General features: G+C 71.2%; 22 protein-coding genes and 3 tRNA genes. 14 read left to right on the top strand and 11 right to left on the bottom strand.

Going from position 1 to position 25,327, the window contains the following annotated elements:
* Nucleotides 1-64: 64 nt before the first annotated feature.
* The 9 genes from ACZ5OX_RS07095 to rpmH form a co-directional block, all read right to left on the bottom strand.
* Nucleotides 65-682, bottom strand: a complete 618-nt coding sequence (locus tag ACZ5OX_RS07095; RefSeq protein ID WP_449787886.1) for a GNAT family N-acetyltransferase — start codon at nucleotides 680-682, stop codon at nucleotides 65-67.
* A 132-nt stretch (nucleotides 683-814) separates the two neighbouring features.
* Nucleotides 815-1,834, bottom strand: coding sequence for a ParB/RepB/Spo0J family partition protein (locus ACZ5OX_RS07090; protein WP_449787887.1), 1,020 nt, complete (start codon nucleotides 1,832-1,834; stop codon nucleotides 815-817).
* The gene (locus tag ACZ5OX_RS07085) at nucleotides 1,831-2,775 is read right to left on the bottom strand and encodes a ParA family protein (protein ID WP_465629605.1); all 945 of its coding nucleotides are present in this window, start codon (nucleotides 2,773-2,775) and stop codon (nucleotides 1,831-1,833) included. Before ACZ5OX_RS07085 ends, ACZ5OX_RS07090 begins: the two co-directional genes overlap by 4 nt.
* A gap of 271 nt (nucleotides 2,776-3,046) precedes the next feature.
* On the bottom strand, nucleotides 3,047-3,865 hold the full coding sequence (rsmG, locus tag ACZ5OX_RS07080) for a 16S rRNA (guanine(527)-N(7))-methyltransferase RsmG (protein WP_465629074.1): 819 nt from the start codon (nucleotides 3,863-3,865) through the stop codon (nucleotides 3,047-3,049).
* A gap of 159 nt (nucleotides 3,866-4,024) precedes the next feature.
* Complete coding sequence (locus ACZ5OX_RS07075; RefSeq protein WP_392868679.1) at nucleotides 4,025-4,555, bottom strand: Jag family protein; 531 nt, start codon at nucleotides 4,553-4,555, stop codon at nucleotides 4,025-4,027.
* A gap of 82 nt (nucleotides 4,556-4,637) precedes the next feature.
* Nucleotides 4,638-5,795, bottom strand: coding sequence for a membrane protein insertase YidC (yidC, locus tag ACZ5OX_RS07070; protein WP_465629073.1), 1,158 nt, complete (start codon nucleotides 5,793-5,795; stop codon nucleotides 4,638-4,640).
* Nucleotides 5,792-6,163: a membrane protein insertion efficiency factor YidD gene (gene yidD / locus ACZ5OX_RS07065; protein WP_402409082.1), complete on the bottom strand. Its 372-nt coding sequence runs from the start codon at nucleotides 6,161-6,163 to the stop codon at nucleotides 5,792-5,794. The genes yidC and yidD overlap by 4 nt, the downstream gene beginning before the upstream one ends.
* Nucleotides 6,160-6,588, bottom strand: coding sequence for a ribonuclease P protein component (rnpA, locus tag ACZ5OX_RS07060; RefSeq protein ID WP_392868684.1), 429 nt, complete (start codon nucleotides 6,586-6,588; stop codon nucleotides 6,160-6,162). Before rnpA ends, yidD begins: the two co-directional genes overlap by 4 nt.
* A gap of 18 nt (nucleotides 6,589-6,606) precedes the next feature.
* Nucleotides 6,607-6,744: a 50S ribosomal protein L34 gene (gene rpmH, locus ACZ5OX_RS07055; protein ID WP_030059672.1), complete on the bottom strand. Its 138-nt coding sequence runs from the start codon at nucleotides 6,742-6,744 to the stop codon at nucleotides 6,607-6,609.
* 354 nt (nucleotides 6,745-7,098) lie between these two features.
* On the opposite strand from rpmH, the gene dnaA reads away from it, so the two are divergent.
* The 13 genes from dnaA to ACZ5OX_RS06990 all read left to right on the top strand — a co-directional run bounded on the left by dnaA (nucleotide 7,099) and on the right by ACZ5OX_RS06990 (nucleotide 22,573).
* Nucleotides 7,099-8,934 carry a chromosomal replication initiator protein DnaA gene (dnaA, locus tag ACZ5OX_RS07050; RefSeq protein WP_465629072.1) on the top strand — a complete coding sequence of 612 codons (1,836 nt, stop codon included), beginning with the start codon at nucleotides 7,099-7,101 and terminating at the stop codon, nucleotides 8,932-8,934.
* Nucleotides 8,935-9,879: 945 nt separating this feature from the next.
* On the top strand, nucleotides 9,880-11,010 hold the full coding sequence (gene dnaN, locus ACZ5OX_RS07045; RefSeq protein WP_392868688.1) for a DNA polymerase III subunit beta: 1,131 nt from the start codon (nucleotides 9,880-9,882) through the stop codon (nucleotides 11,008-11,010).
* Nucleotides 11,011-11,181: 171 nt separating this feature from the next.
* Complete coding sequence (gnd, locus tag ACZ5OX_RS07040) at nucleotides 11,182-12,057, top strand: phosphogluconate dehydrogenase (NAD(+)-dependent, decarboxylating) (RefSeq protein ID WP_392868689.1); 876 nt, start codon at nucleotides 11,182-11,184, stop codon at nucleotides 12,055-12,057.
* A gap of 41 nt (nucleotides 12,058-12,098) precedes the next feature.
* The gene (gene recF / locus ACZ5OX_RS07035) at nucleotides 12,099-13,232 is read left to right on the top strand and encodes a DNA replication/repair protein RecF (protein ID WP_392868691.1); all 1,134 of its coding nucleotides are present in this window, start codon (nucleotides 12,099-12,101) and stop codon (nucleotides 13,230-13,232) included.
* Nucleotides 13,233-13,407: 175 nt separating this feature from the next.
* On the top strand, nucleotides 13,408-13,977 hold the full coding sequence (locus ACZ5OX_RS07030) for a DciA family protein (RefSeq protein ID WP_392868693.1): 570 nt from the start codon (nucleotides 13,408-13,410) through the stop codon (nucleotides 13,975-13,977).
* A gap of 269 nt (nucleotides 13,978-14,246) precedes the next feature.
* A complete protein-coding gene (gene gyrB, locus ACZ5OX_RS07025) occupies nucleotides 14,247-16,262 on the top strand; it encodes a DNA topoisomerase (ATP-hydrolyzing) subunit B (protein ID WP_465629071.1) in 2,016 nt (671 codons plus the stop codon).
* 131 nt (nucleotides 16,263-16,393) lie between these two features.
* Complete coding sequence (gene gyrA / locus ACZ5OX_RS07020) at nucleotides 16,394-18,931, top strand: DNA gyrase subunit A (RefSeq protein WP_465629604.1); 2,538 nt, start codon at nucleotides 16,394-16,396, stop codon at nucleotides 18,929-18,931.
* Between the two features lie 99 nt (nucleotides 18,932-19,030).
* On the top strand, nucleotides 19,031-19,840 hold the full coding sequence (locus tag ACZ5OX_RS07015) for a DUF3566 domain-containing protein (RefSeq protein ID WP_465629070.1): 810 nt from the start codon (nucleotides 19,031-19,033) through the stop codon (nucleotides 19,838-19,840).
* A gap of 261 nt (nucleotides 19,841-20,101) precedes the next feature.
* Nucleotides 20,102-21,496, top strand: a complete 1,395-nt coding sequence (locus ACZ5OX_RS07010; RefSeq protein ID WP_465629069.1) for a class I SAM-dependent methyltransferase — start codon at nucleotides 20,102-20,104, stop codon at nucleotides 21,494-21,496.
* Nucleotides 21,497-21,512: 16 nt separating this feature from the next.
* Nucleotides 21,513-21,589, top strand: a tRNA-Ile gene (locus ACZ5OX_RS07005).
* Between the two features lie 110 nt (nucleotides 21,590-21,699).
* A tRNA-Ile gene (locus ACZ5OX_RS07000) sits at nucleotides 21,700-21,773 on the top strand.
* A 414-nt stretch (nucleotides 21,774-22,187) separates the two neighbouring features.
* Entirely contained in the window at nucleotides 22,188-22,316 is a 129-nt protein-coding gene (locus ACZ5OX_RS06995; RefSeq protein ID WP_014137031.1) for a DLW-39 family protein, read from the top strand.
* Between the two features lie 184 nt (nucleotides 22,317-22,500).
* Nucleotides 22,501-22,573 (top strand) — tRNA-Ala (locus ACZ5OX_RS06990).
* Between the two features lie 96 nt (nucleotides 22,574-22,669).
* On the opposite strand, the gene ACZ5OX_RS06985 is transcribed toward ACZ5OX_RS06990, so the two are convergent.
* Complete coding sequence (locus ACZ5OX_RS06985) at nucleotides 22,670-23,407, bottom strand: DUF5324 family protein (protein WP_465629068.1); 738 nt, start codon at nucleotides 23,405-23,407, stop codon at nucleotides 22,670-22,672.
* Between the two features lie 373 nt (nucleotides 23,408-23,780).
* Here ACZ5OX_RS06985 and ACZ5OX_RS06980 point away from each other — a divergent pair, with 373 nt between their 5' ends.
* Nucleotides 23,781-24,674: a rhomboid family intramembrane serine protease gene (locus ACZ5OX_RS06980; protein ID WP_465629067.1), complete on the top strand. Its 894-nt coding sequence runs from the start codon at nucleotides 23,781-23,783 to the stop codon at nucleotides 24,672-24,674.
* A gap of 337 nt (nucleotides 24,675-25,011) precedes the next feature.
* On the opposite strand, the gene crgA is transcribed toward ACZ5OX_RS06980, so the two are convergent.
* Entirely contained in the window at nucleotides 25,012-25,260 is a 249-nt protein-coding gene (gene crgA / locus ACZ5OX_RS06975; RefSeq protein WP_049656797.1) for a cell division protein CrgA, read from the bottom strand.
* Nucleotides 25,261-25,327 lie beyond the last annotated feature (67 nt).

Genomic DNA, 25,327 nt, shown 5'->3' with positions numbered 1-25,327 from the left:
GGCGGGGCTCCCCTCGGTGGGGAGCCCCGCCGCCGTCGTTCTACCGGGACCCGCCGGACGGGTTTCAGAACGGCCGCAGTGCCGGCTCCTTGCGCCCGCCGCCGAGCAGCCGCTCCAGCGCCCCCTCCACGTCCCCCCGCCAGGAGAGCGTCGTCCTCGCCTCCAGCCGCAGCCGCGGGTAGCGCGGGTGCGGGCGGACGGTCTTGAAGCCGACCGCGAGCAGGTGGTCGGCCGGCAGCACGCAGCTGGTCGGCACCCGCCCGGACGAGCCGAAGGCCTCGATCGCCCGCACCCCGCGCCCGATCAGGTCCTTGGCCACGGTCTGCACCAGCACCCGGCCGAGCCCCTGGCGCTGGTAGCCCGGCAGCACCCGGCTGACCATCAGCTGAACGGCGTCCGGCGAGACCGGACTGGTCGGGAAGGACTGCGAGCGGGGGACGTAGGCGGGTGGCGCGTACAGCACGAACCCGGCCGGCTGGTCGTCCACGTAGACGATCCGGCCGCAGGAGCCCCACTCCAGCAGCACCGTGGAGATCCACCCCTCCTTCTCCAGCTCCGGCTTGCCCGCCTCCACCGCCTCCCTCGCGCTGACCGGGTCCAGCTCCCAGAACACGCAGGAGCGGCAGCCGGTCGGCAGGTCCCCGAGGTTGTCCAGCGTCAGCGGAGCGATCCGCCGTCCCATGGCCCCACCTCCTCCTCCCTCTCACGGTCGAGCATTCCCCCACGAACGCCGATGGGTGCATGTTTCACGTGAAACAGCGCTCACGTGGAACACGCACCCATCGGGTCGTTCCCCTCGGCCGGCCGGTCCGGCTCAGCCCTGCGACAGCCGCAGACCGTCCTCACCGGGGGCCATGCTGTCCAGGATCCGGTTCAGGTCCTCCACCGAGCCGAACTCCAGCACCACCTTGCCCTTGCCCAGCTTGCCGCCGCGCTGCGACACCTCGACCTTGACCCGGGTGTCGAAGCGGTCCGACAGTCGGCTCGCCAGGTCGTTGAACGCCGGGGAGTTCAGCTTGCCCGCCTTCGGCGCCTGGCGCTTCGGCTTCTGCTCCAGCTTCATCACCTTGACGATCTCCTCGATGTTGCGCACCGTGAGACCCTCCGCGATGATCCGCTTGGCCAGCCGCTCCTGCTCGTCGGAGTCCGGCACACCGAGCAGCGCCCGGGCGTGCCCGGCCATCAGCGTTCCGGCCACCAGCCGGCGCTGGACGGACGGCGTGAGCTTCATCAGCCGCAGGGTGTTGGTGACGTGCTCGCGCGAGCGGCCGATCCGGTCGGCCAGCTCCTCGTGGGTGCAGGAGAAGTCCCGCAGCAGCTGGTCGTAGGCGGCCGCCTCCTCCAGCGGGTTCAGCTCGGCCCGGTGCAGGTTCTCCAGGAGGGCGTCCAGCAGCAGCTTGTCGTCCTCGGTGGCCCGGACGATCGCCGGGATCCGCTCCAGCCCGGCCTCCCGGGAGGCACGCCAGCGGCGCTCGCCCATGATCAGCTCGAAGCCGTCGGCACCGACCTGGCGCACCACGATCGGCTGGAGCAGCCCGACCTCCTTGATGGAGGTGACCAGCTCGGCCAGCTTGTCCTCGTCGAAGACCTCACGCGGCTGGCGGGGGTTGGGGGTGATCGCGTCCAGCGGCAGCTCGGCGAAGTAGGCACCGGCCGGCTGCACCTGCTCGGCCTGCTTCTCCGCGGCCACCCGGGCCGCCACCGTGCCGCGGCCGCCCGGCAGCGGCCGCACCGGGGCCGGTGCGGGTGCGGCTGCCGCCCCGCCGTCCACCGGCGCGGCGGGGCGGATCAACGCCTCCAGCCCTCGACCCAGACCAACCTTGCGAGCACTCACTGATGACCCTCCGTCGTGCCGTGCTGTGCCACCGAGGCTCCGTGCCCCGTCTGGCCGTCCCGCTGCTGACCCACCAGCGAGCCGCCCCGGCCCACCGCACGCAGCGCGAGCTCGCGGGCGGCCTCCAGGTAGGAGAGCGCCCCGGTCGAGCCCGGATCGTAGGTGAGCACCGTCTGCCCGTAGCTGGGCGCCTCCGAGATGCGCACCGAGCGCGGGATCGCCGTGCTCAGCACCTCTTGCGGGAAGTGGGTCCGGACCTCCTCGGCGACCTGGGCGGCCAGCCTGGTCCGGGCGTCGTACATGGTGAGCAGGATGGTCGACACGTGCAGTGCGGGGTTGAGGTGCGCGCGCACCAGCTCGACGTTGCGCAGCAGCTGGCCGAGGCCCTCCAACGCGTAGTACTCGCACTGGATCGGGATCATCACCTCCTGGCCGGCGACCAGGGCGTTGACCGTCAGCAGGCCCAGCGAGGGCGGACAGTCGATCAGGATGTAGTCGAGCGGCTGCTCGTAGGCGGCGATGGCACGCTGGAGCCGGCTCTCCCGGGCCACCAGGGAGACCAGCTCGATCTCGGCGCCGGCCAGGTCGATGGTGGCGGGGACGCAGAACAGCCCCTCGACGTCGCGCACCGGCTGCACCACGTCGGCCAGCGGCTTGCCCTCCACCAGGACGTCGTAGACGGACGGCACCTCGGCGTGGTGGTCGATGCCGAGCGCCGTGGAGGCGTTGCCCTGCGGGTCGAGGTCGACGACCAGGACGCGTAGGCCGTGCATGGCGAGCGAGGCGGCCATGTTCACGGTGGTGGTGGTCTTGCCCACCCCACCCTTCTGGTTGGCGACCACGATCACCCGGGTGGCGGCGGGCCGGGGCAGTCCCGCACCCGCTCGGCCGATCGCCTGAACCGCAGCCTGGGCAGCCCGTGCGATGGGCGTGTCATCGATCTGGTCGACGGTCTCCGAGTCCTGCATGGGGGTCAGTGTTTCACGTGAAACCGGAGCGGCAACAGTCGCCGCCCGGTCACGGCGGAGGATGCCCGAGAGCAAGGAGCGACGTTTCACGTGAAACACCATGCCCGCTATGCCGGAATTCTGACGTTGCGACACTCCGGTGTTCCGGCGTCGGCCGGGCCGTCACCTGAACGACGACGGGCGGACGCCCCTCCCCTTCAGGAGGCCCGTCCGCCCGTCGTCGTCACGTGTCCGGAGTCCCGGATCAGCGGCCGCGGCGCCGCCCGGCCCGGCCGCGCTCACCGTTGCGGACGCTCGCGTTGCGGCCCGCCCGGGCCGCCTTGGCGCGCCGGGTGGCCGCCTTCACCCCGCCGGGGCTCTCCCCCGCCTTCACCTGGATCACCCGGGTGGAGGTCTCCAGGGTGCCCTCGCCGACCGCGATGACGCTCGACTCCACCGCGCCCAGCTTGGCCAGCCCGGCCCGCGAGTCGGCCAGCTCCTGCTCCGCGCTGTCCCCCTTGAGCGCCAGCATCTGCCCGTGCGGACGCAGCAGCGGCATGCCCCAGCCGGCCAGCCGGTCCAGCGGCGCCACCGCCCGGGCGGTCACCACGTCCACCGCGAGCTTGCCGACCATCTCCTCGGCGCGGCCGCGCAGCACCGTGACGTTGTCCAGCCCCAGCTCCCGGACGACCTCCTCCAGGAAGGTGGTCCGGCGCAGCAGCGGCTCCAGCAGCGTCACCGAGACGTCCGGACGGGCCAGCGCCACCGGGATGCCCGGCAGACCGGCCCCGGAGCCGACGTCGCACAGCGTGATGCCGGAGGGCAGCAGCTCGGCCAGCACCGCGCAGTTCAGCACGTGGCGGTCCCAGAGCCGGGGCACCTCACGGGGCCCGATCAGCCCGCGCTGCACACCCGCCGTGGCCAGCAGCTCGGTGTAGCGGACTGCGGCGTCGTAGCGCTCCCCGAAGACCTCCCGGGCGACGGCCGGCGCCTCGGCCAACTGCTCCGCCTCGGTGGCCCGCCCCTCAGCGGCCGGGTCCACGTCCGCCCCCGGCCGGCCGGCGGCCGCGTTCTCCGTGTCCATCTCGACCTCTCCGATCCCCGGATCCACCGACCCGCTCAACGCACTGTTTCACGTGAAACATCCCAGAAGGGACGACGACCCCGCCCGCACGAGGCGGACGGGGTCGCGTCCGGTGAAGCTCTCCGGCCGCCGTGGCGGCCGGTCGTCGACCTGTCGGCCTCAGACCGGCAGCACGACCACGCACCGCTGGGGCTCTTCGCCCTCGGACTCGCTGCGCAGCCCCGCCGCGGCGACCGCGTCGTGGACGACCTTGCGCTCGAAGGGCGTCATCGGCCGCAGCTTGACCTGCTCGCCGGTGCTCTTGGCCTGCTCGGCGGCCTTGGCGCCGAGCGCCGCCAGCTCCTCCCGCTTGCGGGCCCGGAAGCCGGCAATGTCCAGCATGAGGCGGCTGCGCTCGCCGGTCTCCCGGTGGACAGCCAACCGGGTCAGCTCCTGGAGAGCCTCCAGCACCTCGCCGTCCTGGCCGACCAGGCGCTGCAGCGCACGGTCGTTGCCGTCACTGACGATGGAGACCAGGGCGCGGTCGCCCTCGACGTCCATGTCGATGTCACCGTCGAGGTCGGCGATGTCGAGCAGACCCTCCAGGTAGTCCGCCGCGATGTCGCCCTCCTGCTCCAGGCGGGAGATGAGGCTCTCGTCGGCGCTGGCGGCGGCCTCGGCCTCGACGGCGGAGGTGGTGCCTTCCGTCACTGATGGACTCCTTCGGAGATGGGCCCGTCTGTCGGGCCGGGGACGAAGCTCTTCGCGGCTGTCACAACGGGCTCGGGACCGGTCAGGACTTCTTCTTCGGCCGCTGGCCGCCGCCGCGCTTCGGCTGCTGCCGAGTGCCCTGCTTGGTACCGGCGGGCTTGGCCGCGGCCTGCTTGGCGGCCGCCGGCTTGCCCTCGGACTCGGCGGGGGCGGAGTCGGCCGGCTCCTCGGCCGGGGTGTCCTTGTCCAGCTCGACGGTCGGCTGTCCGGCACCGCCCTGCTGGCGCTGGGACTTGCTCTGCCGACGGGGCTGCTGGCGGCGCACCTGCGCCGCCTCCTCGACCACCGCGGCGGCGCTGGCCGCCTCGCTGACGGCCGCCTTGGACGGGGGCAGCATGCCCCAGAGCGCGCCCTTGATCTCCGTACCGTCCGGACGCAGTCGGCCGGCCTTCTTCAGGCGCTCCTGGCGCTCCTGGAAGGCCTTGCTGCCCGGGGTCGGGTTGTTGTGGATGACGACCAGCTGCTGGCCCATCGACCAGACGTTGGTGGTCAGCCAGTAGACCAGGACACCGACGGGGAAGTTGATGCCCATCACGGCGAACATGATCGGGAAGACGTACATCAGCATCTTCTGCTGCTGCATGAACGGCGTCTTCACCGTGAGGTCGACGTTCTTCGTCATCAGCTGGCGCTGGGTGATGAACTGCGACAGCGACATCAGGATGATCATCACGGCGGTGACGATCTTGACGCTGGTCTCGGGGCTGCTGACGAAGGTCGCGGAGAGCGGGGCGCCGAAGATGTGCGCCTTGCCGGCGCTCACCAGCAGGTCACCGTGGATGACGCCGATGTCCTGGCCCTTGGCGACCTTGGCGAGCACACCGTAGAGGGCGGTGAAGAACGGCGCCTGGACGATGATGGGGAGGCAGCTGGAGAACGGGTTGGTACCCGCCTCCTTGTACAGCTTCATCATCTCTTCGGACTGGCGCTGCCGGTCGTTCTTGTAGCGCTCCTGGATGGCCTTCATCTTCGGCTGGATCGCCTGCATGGCCCGGGTCGCCTTGATCTGCTTCACGAAGAGCGGGATCAGGCAGATCCGGATGACGACCACCATCGAGGCGATGGCGAGGCCCCAGGCCCAGCCACCGTCCGGATTGAAGATGTGGCTGTACAGCGAGTGGAACTGGACGATGATCCAGGACACCGCTGTGTACAGGGGATTCAGGAAGGAGAAGGTCACCGGTCAGGCTCCTTGGACAGGTGGATTGGCCGCACGGGGCCAATGGTCGCCGGGCCCTCGGGGTCCGGACCGGCGGGGGTGGCGGTCACCGGGTCTCCGGTGGCGGACCGGCTGTTCAACCAGTCTCGCAACCGCCGGTGCCACACCGGATGCTTGCGCGGCGGGACGTGATCGACCCCGCCGGGCGTCCACGGATTGCAGCGCAGGATTCGCCACGCGGTCAGTCCGCCGCCCTTGACCGCCCCGTGCACCTTCACGGCCTCGTAGCCGTAGTGCGAGCAGGAGGGGTAATAGCGGCAGACCGGACCGAGCAGTGGGCTGATGGTCCACTGATAGACCCTGATCAGACCCATCAGCAGGTACTTCATCGACCTGCTCCCGTCGGCGCCGTGGCGGCGGGCTCCGTCCTCAGCAACCGCTTCAGTGCCGCGTCCAGGTCACGTTCGAGGTCCTGGTACGAGGCGGTCGCGGCCTGGGGCAGCGCACGCACCACTATCAGGCTACCGGCGGGCAGCCTGAAGAGACGATCACGAACGAGGTGGCGCAACCGGCGCTTGACCAGGTTGCGGACAACCGCCGGGCCGACGGCCTTGCTCACGACGAAACCCGCACGCGCCGAAGGAGTCCCCTCGGCGACGTGCGGGCGGGAGTCGCTGGTCCGGTCGGTCTGCCCCTGCGGGTCACCCTCTCTGCTGAGATGGACGACCAGAAGGGGCCGGCCGGCCCGACGACCGCGTTTCACCGCGGTCGCGAAGTCCTGGCGCCGCCGCAGCCGATTCTCGGAGGGCAGCACAACAGACTCTGGCGCGGATCAGGCGGACAGGCTGGCGCGGCCCTTGCCACGGCGGGCGGCCAGGATGGCGCGGCCGGCGCGGGTACGCATACGCAGCCGGAAGCCGTGGGTCTTCGCGCGACGACGGTTGTTCGGCTGGAAGGTGCGCTTGCTCACTCGGGGGCTCCTGAGGTGAATCGTAGGATGACGGGGAGTCGCTTGGCCGTCACCGTGCGTCCGCGTGATCTCCCCTGATTTCGGAAATCCGGCCCATCGCCCCAGTTCGGCTGGGGTCTGAGGCAATCCACGGCGCCCGTGCTGCGCGCCTTATGGAGCGGGTGGACCCGCGGACATGCGGCAGCGGCCATCGACAACTCGACCTGGTTACGGTACGCGGGACGGGGCGCGAGGGTCAAACCAGCCGCTCCCGACCCGTCTTACCCACAGCCTGTGGACAACGACTTGATCCCACCCTGTTCGCTGACTACCGTTGCAGAACTTGTCTGGTTTGTTCTTGGAAAGCGTGCACCAGTGGCTGATGTCAACAGCGACCTCGTCCCGGTCTGGGCCAGGGTCGTCGAGCGGCTGGTCAGCGACCCCGATGTCGCGGAGATGGACAAGCAGTGGGTGCAGCGCACCCAACCGATGTGGATGATGCACGACACCGCCCTGCTGGCGACCCCGAACGAGCGGGCCAAGCAGGTGCTGGAGGGCCGGCTGCTGCCGCAGCTGACCGAGGCCCTCAGCCGCGAGCTCAGCCGCCCGGTCCGGATCGCCGTGATGGTCGACGCCAACGCGGTGCCCACCACCCCCGCGCCCGCACCCCAGGCCCCCGCCGAGCCCTACCCCGGCCCGGCCGAGGAGGACGACTCCGACTACGGCGGCCAGGGCTACCAGCAGCCGTACGAGCACGGCCAGCCCTACGAGAAGGCGCAGCCGTACGAGCAGGACTACGAGCGCCCCCGCTACGACACCGGCGGCTACGAGCAGCGCCAGGCCCCGTACGGCGGCCCCGGCGGCGGACCGGGCTGGCAGGGCTACCAGGAGCAGCCGCCGGCCTACCGCGACCCGGAGGAGCACGCGCCCCGGCCGCCGCGGCCCGTCCCCGGCCCCCCCGCCACCACCCAGGGCGACCTCTTCGGCGGCGCCTACGGCCCCGGCCCGAACGAGCAGCCGCGCACCGGCGCAGGACGCCGGGCCAGCGGCTCCCGCCCCGCCGGCGGACGCCCGGCGGAGAAGTCCGCCCCGGAACGCTCCGCCGAGCGGCCCGGCGTCCCCGGCGTGCCCGCCCCGCCCGGCGCTCCCCCGGCCGGCGGCTCCCGCAAGGACGAGCCGGCCGCCCGGCTGAACCCCAAGTACCTGTTCGACACCTTCGTCATCGGCGCCAGCAACCGCTTCGCGCACGCGGCGGCGGTGGCCGTCGCCGAGGCCCCGGCCAAGGCGTACAACCCGCTCTTCATCTACGGCGAGTCCGGGCTGGGCAAGACCCACCTGCTGCACGCCATCGGGCACTACTCGCGCAGCCTCTTCCCGGGCACCCGGGTGCGCTACGTGTCCTCGGAGGAGTTCACCAACGAGTTCATCAACTCGATCCGGGACGGCAAGGCGGACACCTTCCGCCGCCGCTACCGGGACATGGACATCCTGCTCGTGGACGACGTCCAGTTCCTCGCGAGCAAGGAGTCCACGCAGGAGGAGTTCTTCCACACCTTCAACACCCTGCACAACGCGAACAAGCAGATCGTCCTCTCCTCGGACCGGCCGCCCAAGCTGCTGACCACGCTGGAGGACCGGCTGCGCAACCGCTTCGAGTGGGGTCTGATCACCGACGTCACCCCGCCGGAGCTGGAGACCCGGATCGCGATCCTGCGCAAGAAGGCGATCCAGGAACAACTCAACGCTCCCGCCGACGTGTTGGAGTTCATCGCGTCCCGGATCACCCGGAACATCCGGGAGCTCGAGGGCGCGCTGATCCGGGTGACGGCCTTCGCCAACCTCAACCGGGCCCCGGTGGACCTGGAGCTGGCCGGGATCGTCCTCAAGGACCTGATCCCGGGCGGGGACGAGGACGCGGGACCGGAGATCACCGCACAGGTCATCATGCAGCAGACGGCCGCGTACTTCGGCCTGAGCGTGGACGACCTCTGCGGATCCTCGCGCAGCCGGGTGCTGGTGACGGCCCGGCAGATCGCGATGTACCTCTGCCGCGAGCTCACCGACCTCTCGCTGCCGAAGATCGGCGCGCAGTTCGGCGGCCGCGACCACACCACGGTGATGCACGCGGACCGCAAGATCCGCTCGCTGATGGCCGAGCGGCGCTCGATCTACAACCAGGTCACCGAACTCACCAACCGCATCAAGAGCTAGCCGGCGCGGCGCAGCGCCGCCACGAGACGGGCCCCGGGGCGTCAGGAGCGAATCCTGACGCCCCTTTCGCGTGTCCACAGGTGTGCGCCGCGCCCCGACGGGGCAGGGATGCGGTCGACGGACGATCCGCCAGTCCACAGCCCGCGCCGAACAACTGACCGGTGATTCGAAAACCGAGGGCGCGCAAGGCCGTTGTCCACAGGACCGGCCCCTTCTCCACCGTCCACAGGGTGGAGGGTGCGGAGTTATCCAGAATTCGTCCACAGGCCCGTCACCGCTACGCTCTTCCGCGCAGGTCAGGTGCCTGTGGACTTGTGCACAACGGTTATCCACAGGGTGTGGACAGTTGACCGACCGCCAGTGGGCCGTCCGGGTTATCCACCGGTTGTCCCCAGGGGCGGGCCGGTTATCCCCAGGTTGTCCACAGCGGCGTCCACAGTTCGACAACCGTGGACTGGCGTTCATACCCTGGTGTGAAAGGCGTCACGAAAAGTTGACCGGCGCCCGTGGATAACCGGGCCCGGATCTGGGGACAGCCCTGGGGATAACCTGTGGATACCGAGCGTGGCCTGTGGGTAACGCTCGGCTGTCCACAGCGCGGCCTGCCCGTCCACAGCCGCCGTCCACAGTCACTGTGGACAAAATTCGGGCCCTGACCTGCGGAAACGGGGTTATCCACGGTTTCCACAGGCCCTACTACTACCACTACACATTTAGACCCCGGACTTGCTTTCAAAGTGGGTGGGCCCCGAATCTGTGGACAACCGGCCTCCGACAACCGTTCGGGAAGCTTCCGCCCGTCTGCCCCGTCTGTCGGCGGAGTACGTCAGACTGTCCTTGCGACTGGAAGCGGAGCGACCGAGCTCGGCGGACAGCCGAACCGACGATCAAGATCAGACGAACCAGAGTGCGAGCGGGAGCGCTCGATCCAGGAGGCGGTTACCGGTGAAGTTCCGGGTGGAGCGTGACGTCCTCGCGGAGGCGGTGGCCTGGGCTGCCCGCAGCCTCCCGGCACGGCCGCCGGTGCCTGTGCTGGCCGGCCTGCTGCTGACCGCGCAGGAGGGCAGTCTGGCGCTGTCCGGCTTCGACTACGAGGTGTCGGCCCGGGTCGAGCTGGAGGCGGACGTCGAGGAGGCCGGCACCGTCCTGGTCTCCGGCCGGCTGCTGAACGACATCTCCCGCAACCTCCCCAACCGCCCGGTGGAGATCTCCACCGACGGCCAGCGGGTCAGCGTGGTCTGCGGCAGCTCCCGCTTCACCCTCCCCACCCTCCCGGTGGACGAGTACCCCGCGCTCCCCCAGATGCCGACCGCCACCGGCACCGTCTCCGGCGACGTCTTCGCCTCCGCCGTCAGCCAGGCCGCGGTCGCCGCCGGCCGGGACGACACCCTCCCGGTGCTCACAGGTGTCCGGGTCGAGATCGAGGGCGACCGGATCACCCTGGCCGCCACCGACCGCTACCGCTTCGCCGTCCGCGAGCTGCTGTGGAAGCCCGAGCAGTCGGACATCTCCGCCGTCGCGCTGGTCCCGGCCAAGACGCTCCAGGACATCGCCAAGTCCCTGGGCAGCGGCGACAACGTCTCCATCGCGCTCTCGTCGGGCGGCGCGGGCGAGGGCCTGATCGGCTTCGAGGGTGCCGGCCGCCGGACCACCACCCGGCTGCTGGAGGGCGAGTTCCCCAAGTTCCGCAGCCTGTTCCCGACCGAGTTCAACGCGGTCGCCGCGATCCAGACCCAGCCCTTCCTGGAGGCGCTCAAGCGCGTCTCGCTGGTCGCCGAGCGCAACACCCCGGTCCGCCTGAACTTCGAGGAGGGCGTGCTGACGCTGGAGGCCGGCTCGGGCGACGACGCCCAGGCCACCGAGCGGATCGAGGCCTCCCTGGAGGGCGACGCCATCTCGATCGCCTTCAACCCGGGCTACCTGGAGGAGGGCCTCAAGGCCATCGACTCCCCCTTCGCCCAGCTCAGCTTCACCACCCCGACCAAGCCCGCGCTGCTCAGCGGCAAGGTCTCGGTGGACGCCGAGGAGGACAAGGCCTACCAGTACCTGATCATGCCGGTCCGCCTCTCCGGCTGATCCCGCCACGTCCGACCGTCCACAGGCTGTGCACACCCGCTGTGCACAGCCTGTGGACGTCTCCCCCGCCCGGCCCGACCCCAGACGGCCGGGTCCGCTCCAGCGCGTAGGCTCAAGGAGTGCGGCAACGGCGCCGCCGGCAGGCACGTCACCACAGGTAAGGACTTGGTCATGGAGCTCGGCCTCATCGGTCTCGGCAAGATGGGCGGCAACATGCGCGAGCGGATCCGCCGCGCCGGCCACACCGTCATCGGCTACGACCGCAACCCGGACATCTCCGACGTCGAGAGCCTCCAGGAGCTCGTCACCAAGCTCCAGGGCCCGCGCGTGGTCTGGGTCATGGTGCCGGCGGGCGCCGCCACCCAGGCGACCGTCGACGAGCTCGCCGAGCTGCTCTCCCCCGGCGACGTGGTGGTCGACGGCGGCAACTCCCGCTGGACCGACGACGTCAAGCACGCCGAGGCGCTGGCCGCCAAGGGCATCGGTTTCGTGGACTGCGGCGTCTCCGGCGGCGTCTGGGGCCTGGAGAACGGCTACGCGCTGATGTACGGCGGCGACGCCGAGCACGTCGCCAAGGTCCAGCCGGTCTTCGACGCCCTGAAGCCCGAGGGCGACTTCGGCTCGGTGCACGCGGGCGCGGTGGGCGCCGGCCACTTCGCCAAGATGGTCCACAACGGCATCGAGTACGCGATGATGCAGGCCTTCGCCGAGGGCTGGGAGCTGCTGGAGGCCGCCCCCGAGGTCACCGACGTGCGCGAGATCTTCCGCAGCTGGCAGGAGGGCACCGTCATCCGCTCCTGGCTGCTGGACCTGGCCGTCCGCGCCCTGGACGAGGACGAGCACCTCGACAAGCTGCGCGGCTGGGCCGCCGACTCCGGCGAGGGCCGCTGGACCGTCGAGGCCGCGATCGACCACGCCGTGCCGCTGCCGGCGATCACCGCCTCGCTGTTCGCCCGCTTCGCCTCCCGCCAGGAGGACTCGCCGCAGATGAAGATGATCGCCGCGCTGCGCAACCAGTTCGGCGGCCACGCGGTCGAGTCCAAGTAACCAGCAGGTCCTCCCCAAGAAGGCGGGCGCAGTCCACAGCCATGCACGTCGCGCATCTGTCGCTCGCCGACTTCCGGTCGTACGCCCGGGCCGAGGTTCCCCTCGACCCGGGCGTGACGGCCTTCGTCGGGCCCAACGGCCAGGGCAAGACCAACCTGGTCGAGGCGATCGGCTACGTCGCCACCCTGGGCAGCCACCGGGTCGCCACCGACGCCCCGCTGATCCGGCTGGGCGCGGAACGCGCGGTGGTCCGCACCTCGGTGGTGGACCGCGGCCGCTCCACCCTGATCGAGCTGGAGCTCACCCCGGGCAAGGCCAACCGGGCCCGGATCAACCGCTCCGACAACGTCCGCCCGCGGGACGTGCTGGGCCTGCTGCGCACCGTGCTGTTCGCCCCCGAGGACCTCAGCCTGGTCAAGGGCGACCCGGGGGAGCGGCGGCGCTTCCTGGACGAGCTGCTGACCGCCCGGGCCCCCCGGCTGGCCGGGGTCCGGCAGGACTACGAGCGGGTGCTCAAGCAGCGCAACGCCCTGTTGAAGACCGCCGCGATGGCCCGCCGGGCCGGCGGCGGCAAGGGCGCCGACCTGTCCACCCTGGAGGTCTGGGACGGCCATCTGGCCCGTGCCGGAGCCGAGTTGACGGCCTTCCGGATCCAGCTGGTGGCCGCCCTCCAGCCGCTGGTGGCGGCCGCGTACGGGCAGCTGGCCCCCGGCGGCGGCGAGACCGCCCTGGAGTACCGCAGCTCCTTCGAGGGGGAGTTGCCGAGCAGCCGCGAGCAGGCCGAGGAGCAGCTGCTGGACGCGCTGCGGGCGGTCCGCAAGCAGGAGGTCGAGCGCGGGGTGACCCTGGTCGGCCCGCACCGCGACGAGCTGGTGCTCAAGCTCGGCCCGCTGCCCGCCAAGGGCTACGCCAGCCACGGCGAGTCCTGGTCCTTCGCGCTGGCGCTGCGGCTGGCCTCGTACGAGCTGCTGCGTGCCGACGGCGGCGAGCCGGTGCTGATCCTGGACGACGTGTTCGCCGAGCTGGACGCCGCCCGCCGGGACCGGCTGGCCGAGCTGGTGGCCGACGGCGAGCAGGTGCTGGTGACCGCGGCGGTCGCCGAGGACGTGCCCAAGGCGCTGGCCGGCGCCCGGTTCGCGGTCTCCGACGGCGCGGTGCGCCGGATCGACGCCTGACCGCGCCCCTGCCGGCACCGCCCCGCCGGCACCGTACCCGCACCACCGCACCACCGTCACCGCACCTCGGTGCACCCCGGCCCCGGCCCGCCGGGCCCGGTCGCTCCCGTAGGCTGGACGGCTCAATGGCGCGCGACCGCGACCGTTGTCCACAGGCTGGGGAAAGGAGATCGCCGTGAGCGAGCCGGCGGAGCGCTCCCCCAGGCCCGGTGCCCCTGAGCCCGGTGCCGCCGAGTCCGGCGCCCCCGCGCCGACCGGTGCCGACCTCGCCCGCTCCGCGCTGCGGGCGGCCCGCGCCCAGGCCCGCCAGCGCGGCGACCAGGTCCGGGAGAAGCGCGAGGCGAAGCGGCACGGCCTGCGCAGCGGCGCCCGCTCGGACGGCCGTGACCCGGTCCCGCTCGGCGCGGCGCTCAACCGGCTGCTGACCGAGCGCGGCTGGGAGTCCTCGGCCGCCGTCGGCGGGGTGATGGGCCGCTGGCCGCAGATCGTGGGCCCGGACATCGCCGCGCACTGCCACCCCTCCTCCTACGACGAGGCCGCCGCGGTGCTCACCGTGCAGTGCGACTCCACCGCCTGGGCCACTCAACTGCGCTGGCTGGCACGGCAGTTGGTGGCCCGCCTGAACCACGAGCTGGGGCACGGGACGGTCCGGACCATCAAGGTGCTCGGCCCGGCGGCGCCCGTCCGCGGTTACGGCCGGCTGCGCGCGCCGGGGAGCAAGGGGCCGGGCGACACCTGGGGCTGACCGGGAAGTCGGACGGCCGCCCGGGGTCCCGGAACGGATGGCGATCTTCCGGAACCCCTGACAGCCCTTCCAGGCGCCCTGGGCCCCCCGGTCGAGTATCGGGACATGTGCAGAGGGGATTCAGGGCGGCATATCTGCCCTCAAGGGCTGCCAAACGCCCATCTCTGTCAGTCGTACCGGTAGACTGAGAGCCAAACACTGTTGCTAGTGGCAACCGAGTCGAAACGCTGTGGTCGCACGCCCGCCCGCACGGGGTGGGCATGCGGCCCGTGCTGTGCCAGAGAGGGCGCTTCGTGGCCGATTCCGGCAACCCCAGCCAGACCCCAGACCAGTCCGACCAGTCTTCCTACACCGGTAGCAACATCCAGGTGCTGGAAGGCCTCGACGCCGTCCGCAAGCGCCCCGGCATGTACATCGGTTCGACGGGCGAGCGCGGCCTGCACCACCTGGTGCAGGAGGTCGTGGACAACTCCGTCGACGAGGCGATGGCCGGGTACGCCGACACCATCGACGTCACGATCATGGCCGACGGCGCGATCCGCGTCGTCGACAACGGCCGAGGCATCCCCGTGGACATCGTCCCCGGCCAGGACAAGCCCGCCGTCGAGGTCGTGCTCACCGTCCTGCACGCGGGCGGCAAGTTCGGCGGTGGCGGCTACGCCGTCTCCGGCGGTCTGCACGGTGTCGGCGTCTCGGTGGTGAACGCGCTGTCCACCCGGCTCTCCGTGGAGATCCACAAGGACGGCCACATCTGGACCCAGGACTACAAGATGGGCGCGCCGACCGCCGCCCTGGTCAAGGGCGCGGAGACCGACCGCACCGGCACCACGGTGACCTTCTGGGCCGACGGCGACATCTTCGAGACCACCGTCTACTCCTTCGAGACGCTCTCCCGCCGCTTCCAGGAGATGGCCTTCCTCAACAAGGGCTTGTCCATCTCGCTGACCGACGAGCGCCCCGAGCACGTGGACGAGGAGGGCAAGCCGCTCTCCGTCACGTACAAGTACGACGGCGGCATCGCCGACTTCGTCGCCCACCTCAACTCCCGCAAGGGCGAGGTCATCCACCCCTCGGTGATCGACTTCGAGGCGGAGGACAAGGACAAGGCGATCTCGGTGGAGGTCGCGATGCAGTGGAACTCCTCCTACACCGAGGGGGTCTACAGCTTCGCCAACACCATCCACACCCACGGCGGCGGCACCCACGAGGAGGGCTTCCGCGCCGCGCTGACCGGCCTGGTCAACCGCTACGCGCGGGACAAGAAGCTGCTCCGGGAGAAGGACGACAACCTCTCCGGCGAGGACATCCGCGAGGGCCTGACCGCGATCATCTCGGTCAAGCTCGGCGAGCCGCAGTTCGAGGGCCAGACCAAGGACAAGCTCGGCAACACCGAGGCCAAGACCTTCGTCCAGAAGGTCGTCCACGAGCAGCTCAACGACTGGCTGGACCGCAACCCCAACGAGGCCGCGGACATCATCCGCAAGTCCATCCAGGCCGCCACCGCGCGCGTCGCCGCCCGCAAGGCCCGCGACCTCACCCGCCGCAAGGGCCTGCTGGAGTCCGCCTCGCTGCCGGGCAAGCTCTCCGACTGCCAGTCCAAGGACCCGTCCGAGTGCGAGATCTTCATCGTCGAGGGTGACTCCGCGGGCGGCTCGGCCAAGCAGGGCCGCGACCCGCGCACCCAGGCCATCCTGCCGATCCGCGGCAAGATCCTGAACGTCGAGAAGGCCCGGATCGACAAGGTCCTCCAGAACACCGAGGTCCAGGCCCTCATCTCGGCCTTCGGCTGCGGCATCCAGGAGGACTACGACGAGTCCAAGCTGCGGTACCACAAGATCGTCCTGATGGCCGACGCCGACGTCGACGGACAGCACATCCGCACCCTGCTGCTCACCCTGCTGTTCCGCTTCATGCGGCCGCTGGTCGAGTCCGGGTACGTCTACCTCGCCATGCCCCCGCTGTACAAGATCAAGTGGGGCAAGGACGACTTCGAGTACGCCTACTCCGACCGCGAGCGCGACGCCTTGGTCGCCGCCGGGGTGGAGGCCGGGCGCCGGCTGCCCAAGGACGACGCGATCCAGCGCTTCAAGGGTCTCGGCGAGATGAACGCCGAGGAGCTCCGGGTCACCACCATGGACGCCGAGCACCGCCTGCTGCTCCAGGTCACCCTCGAGGACGCCGCCCGTGCCGACGAGCTGTTCTCCGTGCTGATGGGCGAGGACGTCGAGGCCCGCCGCTCCTTCATCCAGCGCAACGCCAAGGACGTCCGCTTCCTGGACGTGTGACGCCTGCACCCCAGGCCCCGCACGTTCCAGTCCGCGTGAAAGGAAACTGACCACCAGTGGTCGACGACAACCGTCCCGAAGGCGACCAGCCCGAGACCCCCGACACCGCCGAGGCCACCGCCCAGGCGACGATGCGGATCGAGCCGGTCGAGCTCGAGACCGAGATGCAGCGCTCGTACCTCGACTACGCGATGAGCGTGATCGTCAGCCGTGCGCTGCCCGAGGTCCGCGACGGCCTCAAGCCGGTGCACCGCCGCGTGCTCTACGCGATGTACGACGGCGGGTACCGCCCCGAGAAGGGCTACTACAAGTGCGCCCGCGTCGTCGGCGACGTCATGGGCAACTACCACCCGCACGGTGACACCTCGATCTACGACACCGTGGTCCGCCTGGCCCAGCCGTGGTCGATGCGGATGCCGCTGGTGGACGGCAACGGCAACTTCGGCTCCCCGGGCAACGACCCGGCGGCGGCCATGCGCTACACCGAGTGCAAGATGATGCCGCTGGCCATGGAGATGATGCGCGACATCGACGAGGAGACCGTCGACTTCGCGCCGAACTACGACGGCCGCTCGCAGGAGCCCACCGTCCTGCCCGCGCGCTTCCCCAACCTGCTGGTCAACGGTGCCACCGGCATCGCGGTCGGCATGGCCACCAACATCCCGCCGCACAACCTCCGCGAGGTCGCCTCCGGCGCGCTCTGGTACCTGGAGAACCCGGAGGCCTCCGCCGAGGAGCTGCTGGACGCCCTGGTCGAGCGGATCAAGGGCCCGGACTTCCCGACCGGTGCGCTGATCGTCGGCCGCCGCGGGATCGACGACTACTACCGCACCGGCCGCGGCTCGGTCACCATGCGCGCCGTGGTCGAGGTCGAGGAGATCCAGGGCCGCCAGTGCCTGGTGATCACCGAGCTGCCGTACCAGGTCAACCCGGACAACCTCGCGCTGAAGATCGCCGACCTGGTGAAGGACGGCAAGATCGCCGGCATCGCCGACGTCCGCGACGAGTCCTCGTCGCGCACCGGCACCCGCCTGGTGGTCGTGCTCAAGCGCGACGCCGTGGCCAAGGTCGTGCTGAACAACCTGTACAAGCACACCGAGCTGCAGACCAACTTCGGCGCCAACATGCTGGCCCTGGTCGACGGCGTGCCGCGCACCCTGTCGCTGGACGCCTTCATCCGGCACTGGGTCAACCACCAGGTCGAGGTCATCGTCCGGCGCACCACCTTCCGCCTGCGCAAGGCCGAGGAGCGCGCCCACATCCTGCGCGCCCTGCTCAAGGCCCTGGACGTGATCGACGAGGTCATCGCGCTGATCCGGGCCTCGGCCAGCGCCGACGCCGCCCGCACCGGCCTGATGGGCCTGCTCGACATCGACGAGCTCCAGGCCAACGCGATCCTGGAGATGCAGCTGCGTCGCCTGGCCGCGCTGGAGAGCCAGCGGATCATGGACGAGCACGACGAGCTCCAGCGCAAGATCGACGAGTACAACGCGATCCTGGCCGCGCCGACCCGCCAGCGGGAGATCATCTCCGAGGAGCTCGCCGCGATCGTCGAGAAGTACGGCGACGAGCGGCGCTCCACCCTCATCCCCTCCGACGGCGACCTCTCCATCGAGGACCTCATCGCCGAGGAGGACATCGTCGTCACCATCACCCGTGGCGGCTACGTCAAGCGGACCCGCTCCGACCTCTACCGCTCGCAGAAGCGCGGCGGCAAGGGCGTGCGCGGTGCCCAGCTGAAGCAGGACGACATCGTCGACCACTTCTTCGTGACGACGACCCACAACTGGATCCTGTTCTTCACCAACAAGGGCCGGGTCTACCGGGCCAAGGGCTACGAGCTGCCGGACGCCGGGCGTGACGCCCGCGGCCAGCACGTCGCCAACCTGCTGGCCTTCCAGCCGGAGGAGCACATCGCCCAGGTGATGGCCGTCCGCACCTACGAGGACAAGCCGTACCTGGTCCTCGCCACCCGGGCCGGCCTGGTGAAGAAGTCCCCGCTCAAGGACTACGACTCCCCGCGCTCCGGCGGCCTGATCGCGATCAACCTGCGCCAGGACGAGGACGGCAGGGACGACGAGCTGATCGGCGCCGAGCTGGTCTCCGCCGAGGACGACCTGCTGCTGGTCTCCAAGAAGGCCCAGTCGATCCGCTTCACCGCGACCGACGACGCCCTGCGCCCCACCGGCCGCGCCACCTCCGGCGTCAAGGGCATGGCCTTCCGCGAGGACGACGAGCTGCTCTCGATGAACGTCGTCCGACCGGGCACCTACGTCTTCACCGCCACCGACGGCGGCTACGCCAAGCGCACCGGTGTGGACGAGTACCGTGTCCAGGGGCGCGGCGGCTACGGCACCAAGGCGGCGAAGATCGTCGAGGGCCGGGGCTCGCTGGTCGGCGCGCTCGTGGTCGACGAATCCGACGAGATCATGGCGATCACCCTCTCGGGCGGAGTGATCCGCACGAGGGTTTCCGAGGTTCGTGAAACCGGACGTGACACCATGGGCGTCCAACTGATCAACCTCGGAAAGCGCGACGCGGTCGTGGGCATGGCCCGCAACGCGGAGGCCGAGGACGAGGAGACGGCGGAGGACGAGGTGGCGGTTACCGAGTCCACCGACACGGCCGAGGGTGCGGAGACGGCGGTCGGCGGAGACGTCGAGGCCTGATCCGAACCGCAGACCGGTGCCGCCGCGTCCGAATGGATGGACGCGGCGGCACCGGACGCCGACCAGTTCCGGGCAATCCCGCCGGGCGCTGGATGACGAGTGACGAAGCAGGGCGGCGCCGCCGTCCTGGTGGAAGTGCGGGAGGACCAGGTGAGTGGAGCCACGGGTGCTGCGGGAGGAACCTCCGGCGGCCGTCCGGGCGCGCAGGGCGGGGGTTCGTACGGTGTGCCGCAGCCGCCGAACGAGCACCCGGCCGCGTCCACCTCGCTGATGCCACCGGCCGGCGGAGCGGGCCAGAGCGGTGCGACCTACGGCGGGCAGATGCCCACGTCGTCGAGCAGCCCGGCCTCCGGCTCGGGCGGCTTCTCGCAGCCGACCACGTACGCCAAGGGGCAGCCGACCCCGCCCCGGGGCACCCGGACCGGGGGCAACACCCCGGCCGGCGGAACCCCGGTGGGCGGCGCCCCCGCCGGCGGAGCGGCGCGTCGGCCCGCACCCGCACCCGCCGCCGCGGCGGCAGGCGGCCCCGGTCTCGGCCGGACCCGCAAGGCCCGGCTGCGGGTGACCAAGGTCGACCCGTGGTCCGTGATGAAGGTCAGCTTCCTGCTGTCGCTGGCCGTCGGCATCATCCTCATCGTGGCCTCGGCCGTGCTGTGGATGACGCTGGACTCGCTCGGCGTCTTCGACTCGCTGACCAAGACCCTCAAGGACGTCACCGGCTCGGACAGCAACGGCGGCCTCAACCTGATGGACTACGTCGGCTTCGGCAAGGTGATGACCTTCACCACGCTGATCTCCGTGGTCGACGTCGTCCTGCTGACCGCCCTGTCCACGCTCTCCGCCTTCATCTACAACGCGGCGGCCGGCTTCACCGGCGGCGTCGAGCTCACCCTGGCCGAAGAGGACTGATCCTGGCCGAAATCTGACGTTCGCTCAGTTTCCCGTCCGAGGACGGAATGTACGGGCCCCACCGGCTGTTGTCGCCGGGTGGGGCCCGTCGGCATTTCGGGTGACAGCCGGCCGCCCGCGGCGCGCCGCCCGGAAACCGGGCGGCCGCGGTGGGATTAGCTGCTGCCACCCGTCCCGCGCCTGGGAGTGCCGCAGGCCGCCCCCCGGTCCGCACGACCGGGTCAGCTGAGGTTCCGAAGGACGACTGGACGGAGGCGCGCGGTGGCGAAGCTCGCAGGTCAACTGGTCGAGGCCCTGGAAGGGCTGTTGGGGGTCCCGGTACCACTGCGGGTCCAGGTCTGGGACGGCAGCGTCGCGGGGCCGCCGGGCGCGCCCACCGTGGTCCTGCGCAACCGCCGGGCGCTGCGCCGGCTGATCTGGCAGCCGGACGAGCTGGGCCTGGCCCGCGCCTACGTCGCGGGGGACCTCGAAGTCGCCCCCGGCACCGACCTGTACGAGACGCTCTCCGCCGTCGCCCGCTTCGCCGAGCGTCCGGAGATCCGCACCCTGGCCCTCGGGCCGCGCGACGTGCTCGGCGCCAGGGGCCGCCGGGTGCTCGTCGCCGCGCTGCGGGCCGGGGCGGTCGGCCCGGAGCCCGAGCCGCCCCGCGAGGAGGTCCGCAAGGCCCAGGGGCGGCTGCACAGCCGCAGCCGGGACCGCGCGGCCATCAGCCACCACTACGACGTCGGCAACGACTTCTACCGGATCGTGCTGGGCTCCTCGATGGTCTACTCGTGCGCCTACTGGACGCCCGAGGCGAAGAGCCTGGAGGCCGCCCAGGAGGCCAAGCTCGACCTGATCTGCCGCAAGCTCGGCCTGCGCCCCGGGATGCGCCTGCTGGACGTCGGCTGCGGCTGGGGCTCGCTGCTGCTGCACGCGGCGAAGCACTACGGGGTCACCGCGGTCGGGGTCTCCATCTCCCGGGAACAGGTCGCGCTGGCCCGCGCCCGGGTCGAGGAGGCCGGGCTGTCCGACCGGGTCGAGGTCCGGCTCCAGGACTACCGGGAGATCGCCGACGGGCCCTTCGACGCGATCTCCAGCGTCGGGATGGCCGAGCACGTCGGCTCCGAGCAGTACCGGGTCTACGCCGAGGGCCTGTACCGGCTGCTGGTGCCAGGCGGCCGGCTGCTCAACCACCAGATCGCCCGCCGCCCCGACCACCCCGGTGAGCCGCACCGCACCAGCCCCTTCATCAACCGCTACGTCTTCCCCGACGGCGAGCTCTCCCCCGTCGGTTCCACCGTGGCCCGGCTGGAGGAGGCCGGCTTCGAAGTCCGGGACGTCGAGTCGCTGCGCGAGCACTACGCGCTGACCCTGCGCGAATGGGTGGCCAACTTGGAGGCGCACTGGACGGAGGCGGTCGGGCTGGTCGGCCGCGGCCGGGCCCGGGTCTGGCGGCTCTACATGGCGGCCTCCGCGCTCGCCTTCGAGCAGAACCGGATCGGGATCAACCAGGTGCTCGCCGTCCGCAGCACCGAGGAGGGCTCGGCGGGCCTGCCGCCGACTCGCGAGGAGTGGCTGCTGCGCCCCTCCTCCGGCGTGCCGCAGCTGGTCGTGGGGGGTGCCGCCGCAGCCCCGGCCGACCCGGATTTGGGAGATCGGCCGTCGGTCCGCTAATCTTTCAGTGCGGCAAGGGCCTATAGCTCAGACGGTTAGAGCGCTTCCCTGATAAGGAAGAGGCCACAGGTTCAAGTCCTGTTAGGCCCACCACCGCGAAGGGCCCGGAGTGATCCACTCCGGGCCCTTCGATCTTCCCGATCTCGTCGAGATCGGGCGGAGCGACGGGTCGGCCGGAATCCGGTACGATCTCTGTTCGGCGAGGGCCTATAGCTCAGACGGTTAGAGCGCTTCCCTGATAAGGAAGAGGCCACAGGTTCAAGTCCTGTTAGGCCCACCTCCCCGAAGGGCCCGGAGTGATCCACTCCGGGCCCTTCGGCGTTTTCCGCCGCGGGCCGGGCTGGCTCCGGCGAACGGCACGGCCGTGGCGGTGGTGGTGGCGGCGGCGGTCGCGCCGGAGAGCCCCGCGGACCCGGCGGCGGGACGGACCTGACCTGGGGCGCCGGGCCGCTCCGGGGCCGGTCGGACCGCCCGACAGGAGGTGCGGCGTCAATCCTGGGACCGGACCGCCGGGTTGGCCGCGCCGGTGGCTGGTCACGATTGGGACACCGGTGTGTATCATCGGCCGCAAGGGCAGTCTGGCACCCGGCCGCCCCGTTCGCGCTCGAAACACAACTGGACTCGTCGGCCCGGTCAGTCCGGCCGGATCCGGCTCTTGAGTCCACCAACGCAAGAAGGACGAGGTCCCGCGGTGAAGAAGCTTCTCCTGGTCGCCCTGGTCGCCCTCGGCGGCTTCTTTGTCTACCGTCAGGTCCAGGCGGACCGCGCCGAGCAGGACCTGTGGACCGAGGCCACCGACCCGGTCCCGGCCGGTCGCTGAGCAACCGGCGATCTGACGACCGACGAATTCCGGAGGCGCCCCTCAGCGCCTCCCGGGCCGGCCGGCCCGGTCGAAGAACCGGACCGGCCGACCCCAGGGAACGGCACGGTTCCCGGGGGACGGCGCTGGGAATCGCGCCGGAACCCGGTACGCTAGTGCCCGTTGGCACGCGCGGTGCCGTCGAGGGGCATTAGCTCAGTTGGTAGAGCGCTGCCTTTGCAAGGCAGATGTCAGGAGTTCGAGTCTCCTATGCTCCACAGTTCACAGCGATAGCCGATCGGCCGTCGACCAGGATCCTGGTCGACGGCCGATCGGCGTTTTCCGGTCTTACCCGTCCGGTCCTTCCCGTCCGCTCAGCGCGGCCCGGGGTCGTCCTCGGCGGAGGGGCCGTCGCTCCCGGCGGCCGGGGCCCCGTCCGTCGGTTCGGAGGTGGCCTCCGGGCCGGAGCCGTTCACCGGGCCGGAGGTGGCGTGTGCGCCGGCCGGCCGGGGTTCCTGCGCGGCCGGGGGCTCGACCAGCCACTCCGGGTTGCCGTGCCGGCGCCACCACTGCCAGGCGACGACGCCGCCGCCGATCGCCAGCAGGCCGGCCACGGCGAGGCCGGCGGCCAGGCGGTTGCAGCGCTCCTTCCTGGCGTTCCGGGCGGCCAGCTTGCTGATCTCGGCCGAGCTGACGTGGCCGTGGAGGGCGGTCAACGCGGCGGCGCCGCGGGCCTGGGCCTCCTGGGCGACCGGGACGACCGTGGCGCGGGCCTCCTCGACCGCGTGGGTGACCCTGGGGGCGACGGTGGCGCGGGTCTGGTCCGCGGCCCGGGCGGCGGACAGCCGGGCCGCCAGGGCGGCCTCCTGGGCCCGGTGGAGGGCCTTCAGGGCGTTCTGCTGGGCCTCCGGCGGGAGGCTGGCGAAGGCGTGGCGGAACTGCGGGGCCAGGTGCCTGTCGTACTGGCCGCGGAGGTTGTGGGCGGCCAGTGCGGCCTTCGGACCGAAGGCGTCCAAGGCGGGGCCGAGGCGCTGCTTGGCGCCGTCCGCGAAGTGTGCGGCGGTGTCCCGGGTCCTGGTGGCCGTCTCTCGGGCCGAATCCGAAAAGCTCACGAGTCTCTCCTCCTGGGTGGCGTCCTATATGCGCATATCCACCTGAATGCTGATCATGCATCCTGATTTGCCCGGAGGCATGTCGGGTGGGCCGTGCGTGGGTCCCTTGCGGGGGCGGGTTGGTGGGGAGGTGGGGTGGGGGCCGGGTGCGGGGTTGGGCGTGTCGGGTGGGCCGTGCGTGGGGTTCCTGTGGGGCGGGCCGGTGGAGAGGTGGGGTGGGGGCCGGGTGCGGGGTCGGGCGTGTCGGGTGGGCCGTGCGTGGGGCCCCTGCGGGGCGGGCCGGTGGGGAGGACTGGGGAGTCCGGTCCGGGAACGGGGGGTGCGGCAGTAGGCTGGCGGCTTTGAGGTCGTGTACGGGAAGGGGACCCCGCTGATGCTCCCGGACGAGCCGCGGCCGACGGCCGATCGGTCCCCGGAGGCCGGACTGCCCGGCTGCTACCGGCACCCGCAGACCCCCACCGGGGTCTCCTGCTCCCGCTGCGAGCGGCCGATCTGCCCGCACTGCATGGTGACCGCCTCGGTGGGCTTCCAGTGCCCGGAGTGCGTCGGCAACGGCCACGCCGGGGCGCGGCGGGCGACCACCCGGTTCGGTGGGGCCCTGGCCGCCGACGGCGGGCTGGTCACCCGGGTGCTGATCGGGATCAACGTCGTGGTCTGGGTGCTGGCGGCCTACGTGCTCACCCCGCGGCTCGGCCAGATCTGGTTGCTGATCAGCGCGGGGGCGGACACCCTCGGCGGCCCGGCCGGCATCGCCGACGGCCCGCACCAGTGGTACCGGCTGCTGACCGCCACCTTCCTGCACCTGGAGTGGTGGCACGTCGGGATGAACATGCTGGTGCTGTTCTGGCTCGGCCCGGCGCTGGAGCAGGCGCTCGGCCGGCTGCGCTTCCTGGCCCTCTACCTGGTCGCCGGCCTGGGCGGCAGCACCTTCGCCTTCCTGGTGGCCGGCCACGAGATGAGCTCGCTGGGCGCCTCCGGGGCGGTCTTCGGGCTGATCGGCGCCACGATCGTGATGCAGTTGCGGGACAAGGGCCCGCTCGGCCCGGCGATGGCGTTCCTGGTCTTCAACCTGATCGTCACCTTCTCCCGCCCGGGCATCGACTGGCGGGCGCACATCGGCGGCCTGCTGCTCGGCTCGCTGACCGCGGCCGGCCTGATGTACGCCCCGCGCGAGCGCCGCGGCCTGGTCCAGGCCCTGACGGTGGTGGGCGCGCTGGCGGTCGAGGCGGGGATGCTGCTGGCCGGGATGGCCCTGTACGGGGCGTGACCCTTCGAGCGTTTGTCCACAGCGGGTGCGGGGTTGTGCACAGGCTGTGCGACCACCCGGCTGTGGACTGCTGTTCTACGCGTGTCCTGCTGTGCGGTTCTCCCGTTTCCGAGGAGTTGTGCACAGCTGTGGACGGCTCTGTCGGGGAAAGTTATCCACAGGCTGGGGGGACTTTTCCCCAGTGTGGATAACCATGTGGATAAGCACGCCAGTCCGATGGTGGGAACAACCGACCGGATTCCCGCCCGGCTGCGGGCACGCCTGACCGCCGTCCCGGGACGAACGATCCGGAACGGCGGGGAGTGGCTCGGGATCGAGCCTCAGGACGGTCGGGCCGTCACTTCCACTGGGTGGAGACGCCGAACCCGGCGGCGATGAAGCCGAAGCCGACCAGGATGTTCCAGTTGCGCCAGCTCTCGACCGGGTAGGTGCCGCTGGTCACGTAGTAGGTGACGATCCACACCAGGCCGATCAGGAACAGTGCCAGCATCAGCGGCGCGACCCAACCGCGGCCCGAACTGATCTTCACCGCGGCCGTGGTCGGCGGGGTGTAGTCGGACTTCTTGCGGAGTCGAGACTTCGGCACGAGGAGCTCTCCTGTCGATGCGCTGTGAGACCGCGCGGGGTGCAACGGGGGGAATCGGCCGGGTCTG

It is taken from the genome of Kitasatospora sp. NPDC032121, from assembly GCF_055580145.1.
The sequence above is the reverse complement of the archived record's forward strand: the minus strand, read 5'-3'. Positions and strand labels throughout refer to the sequence as shown.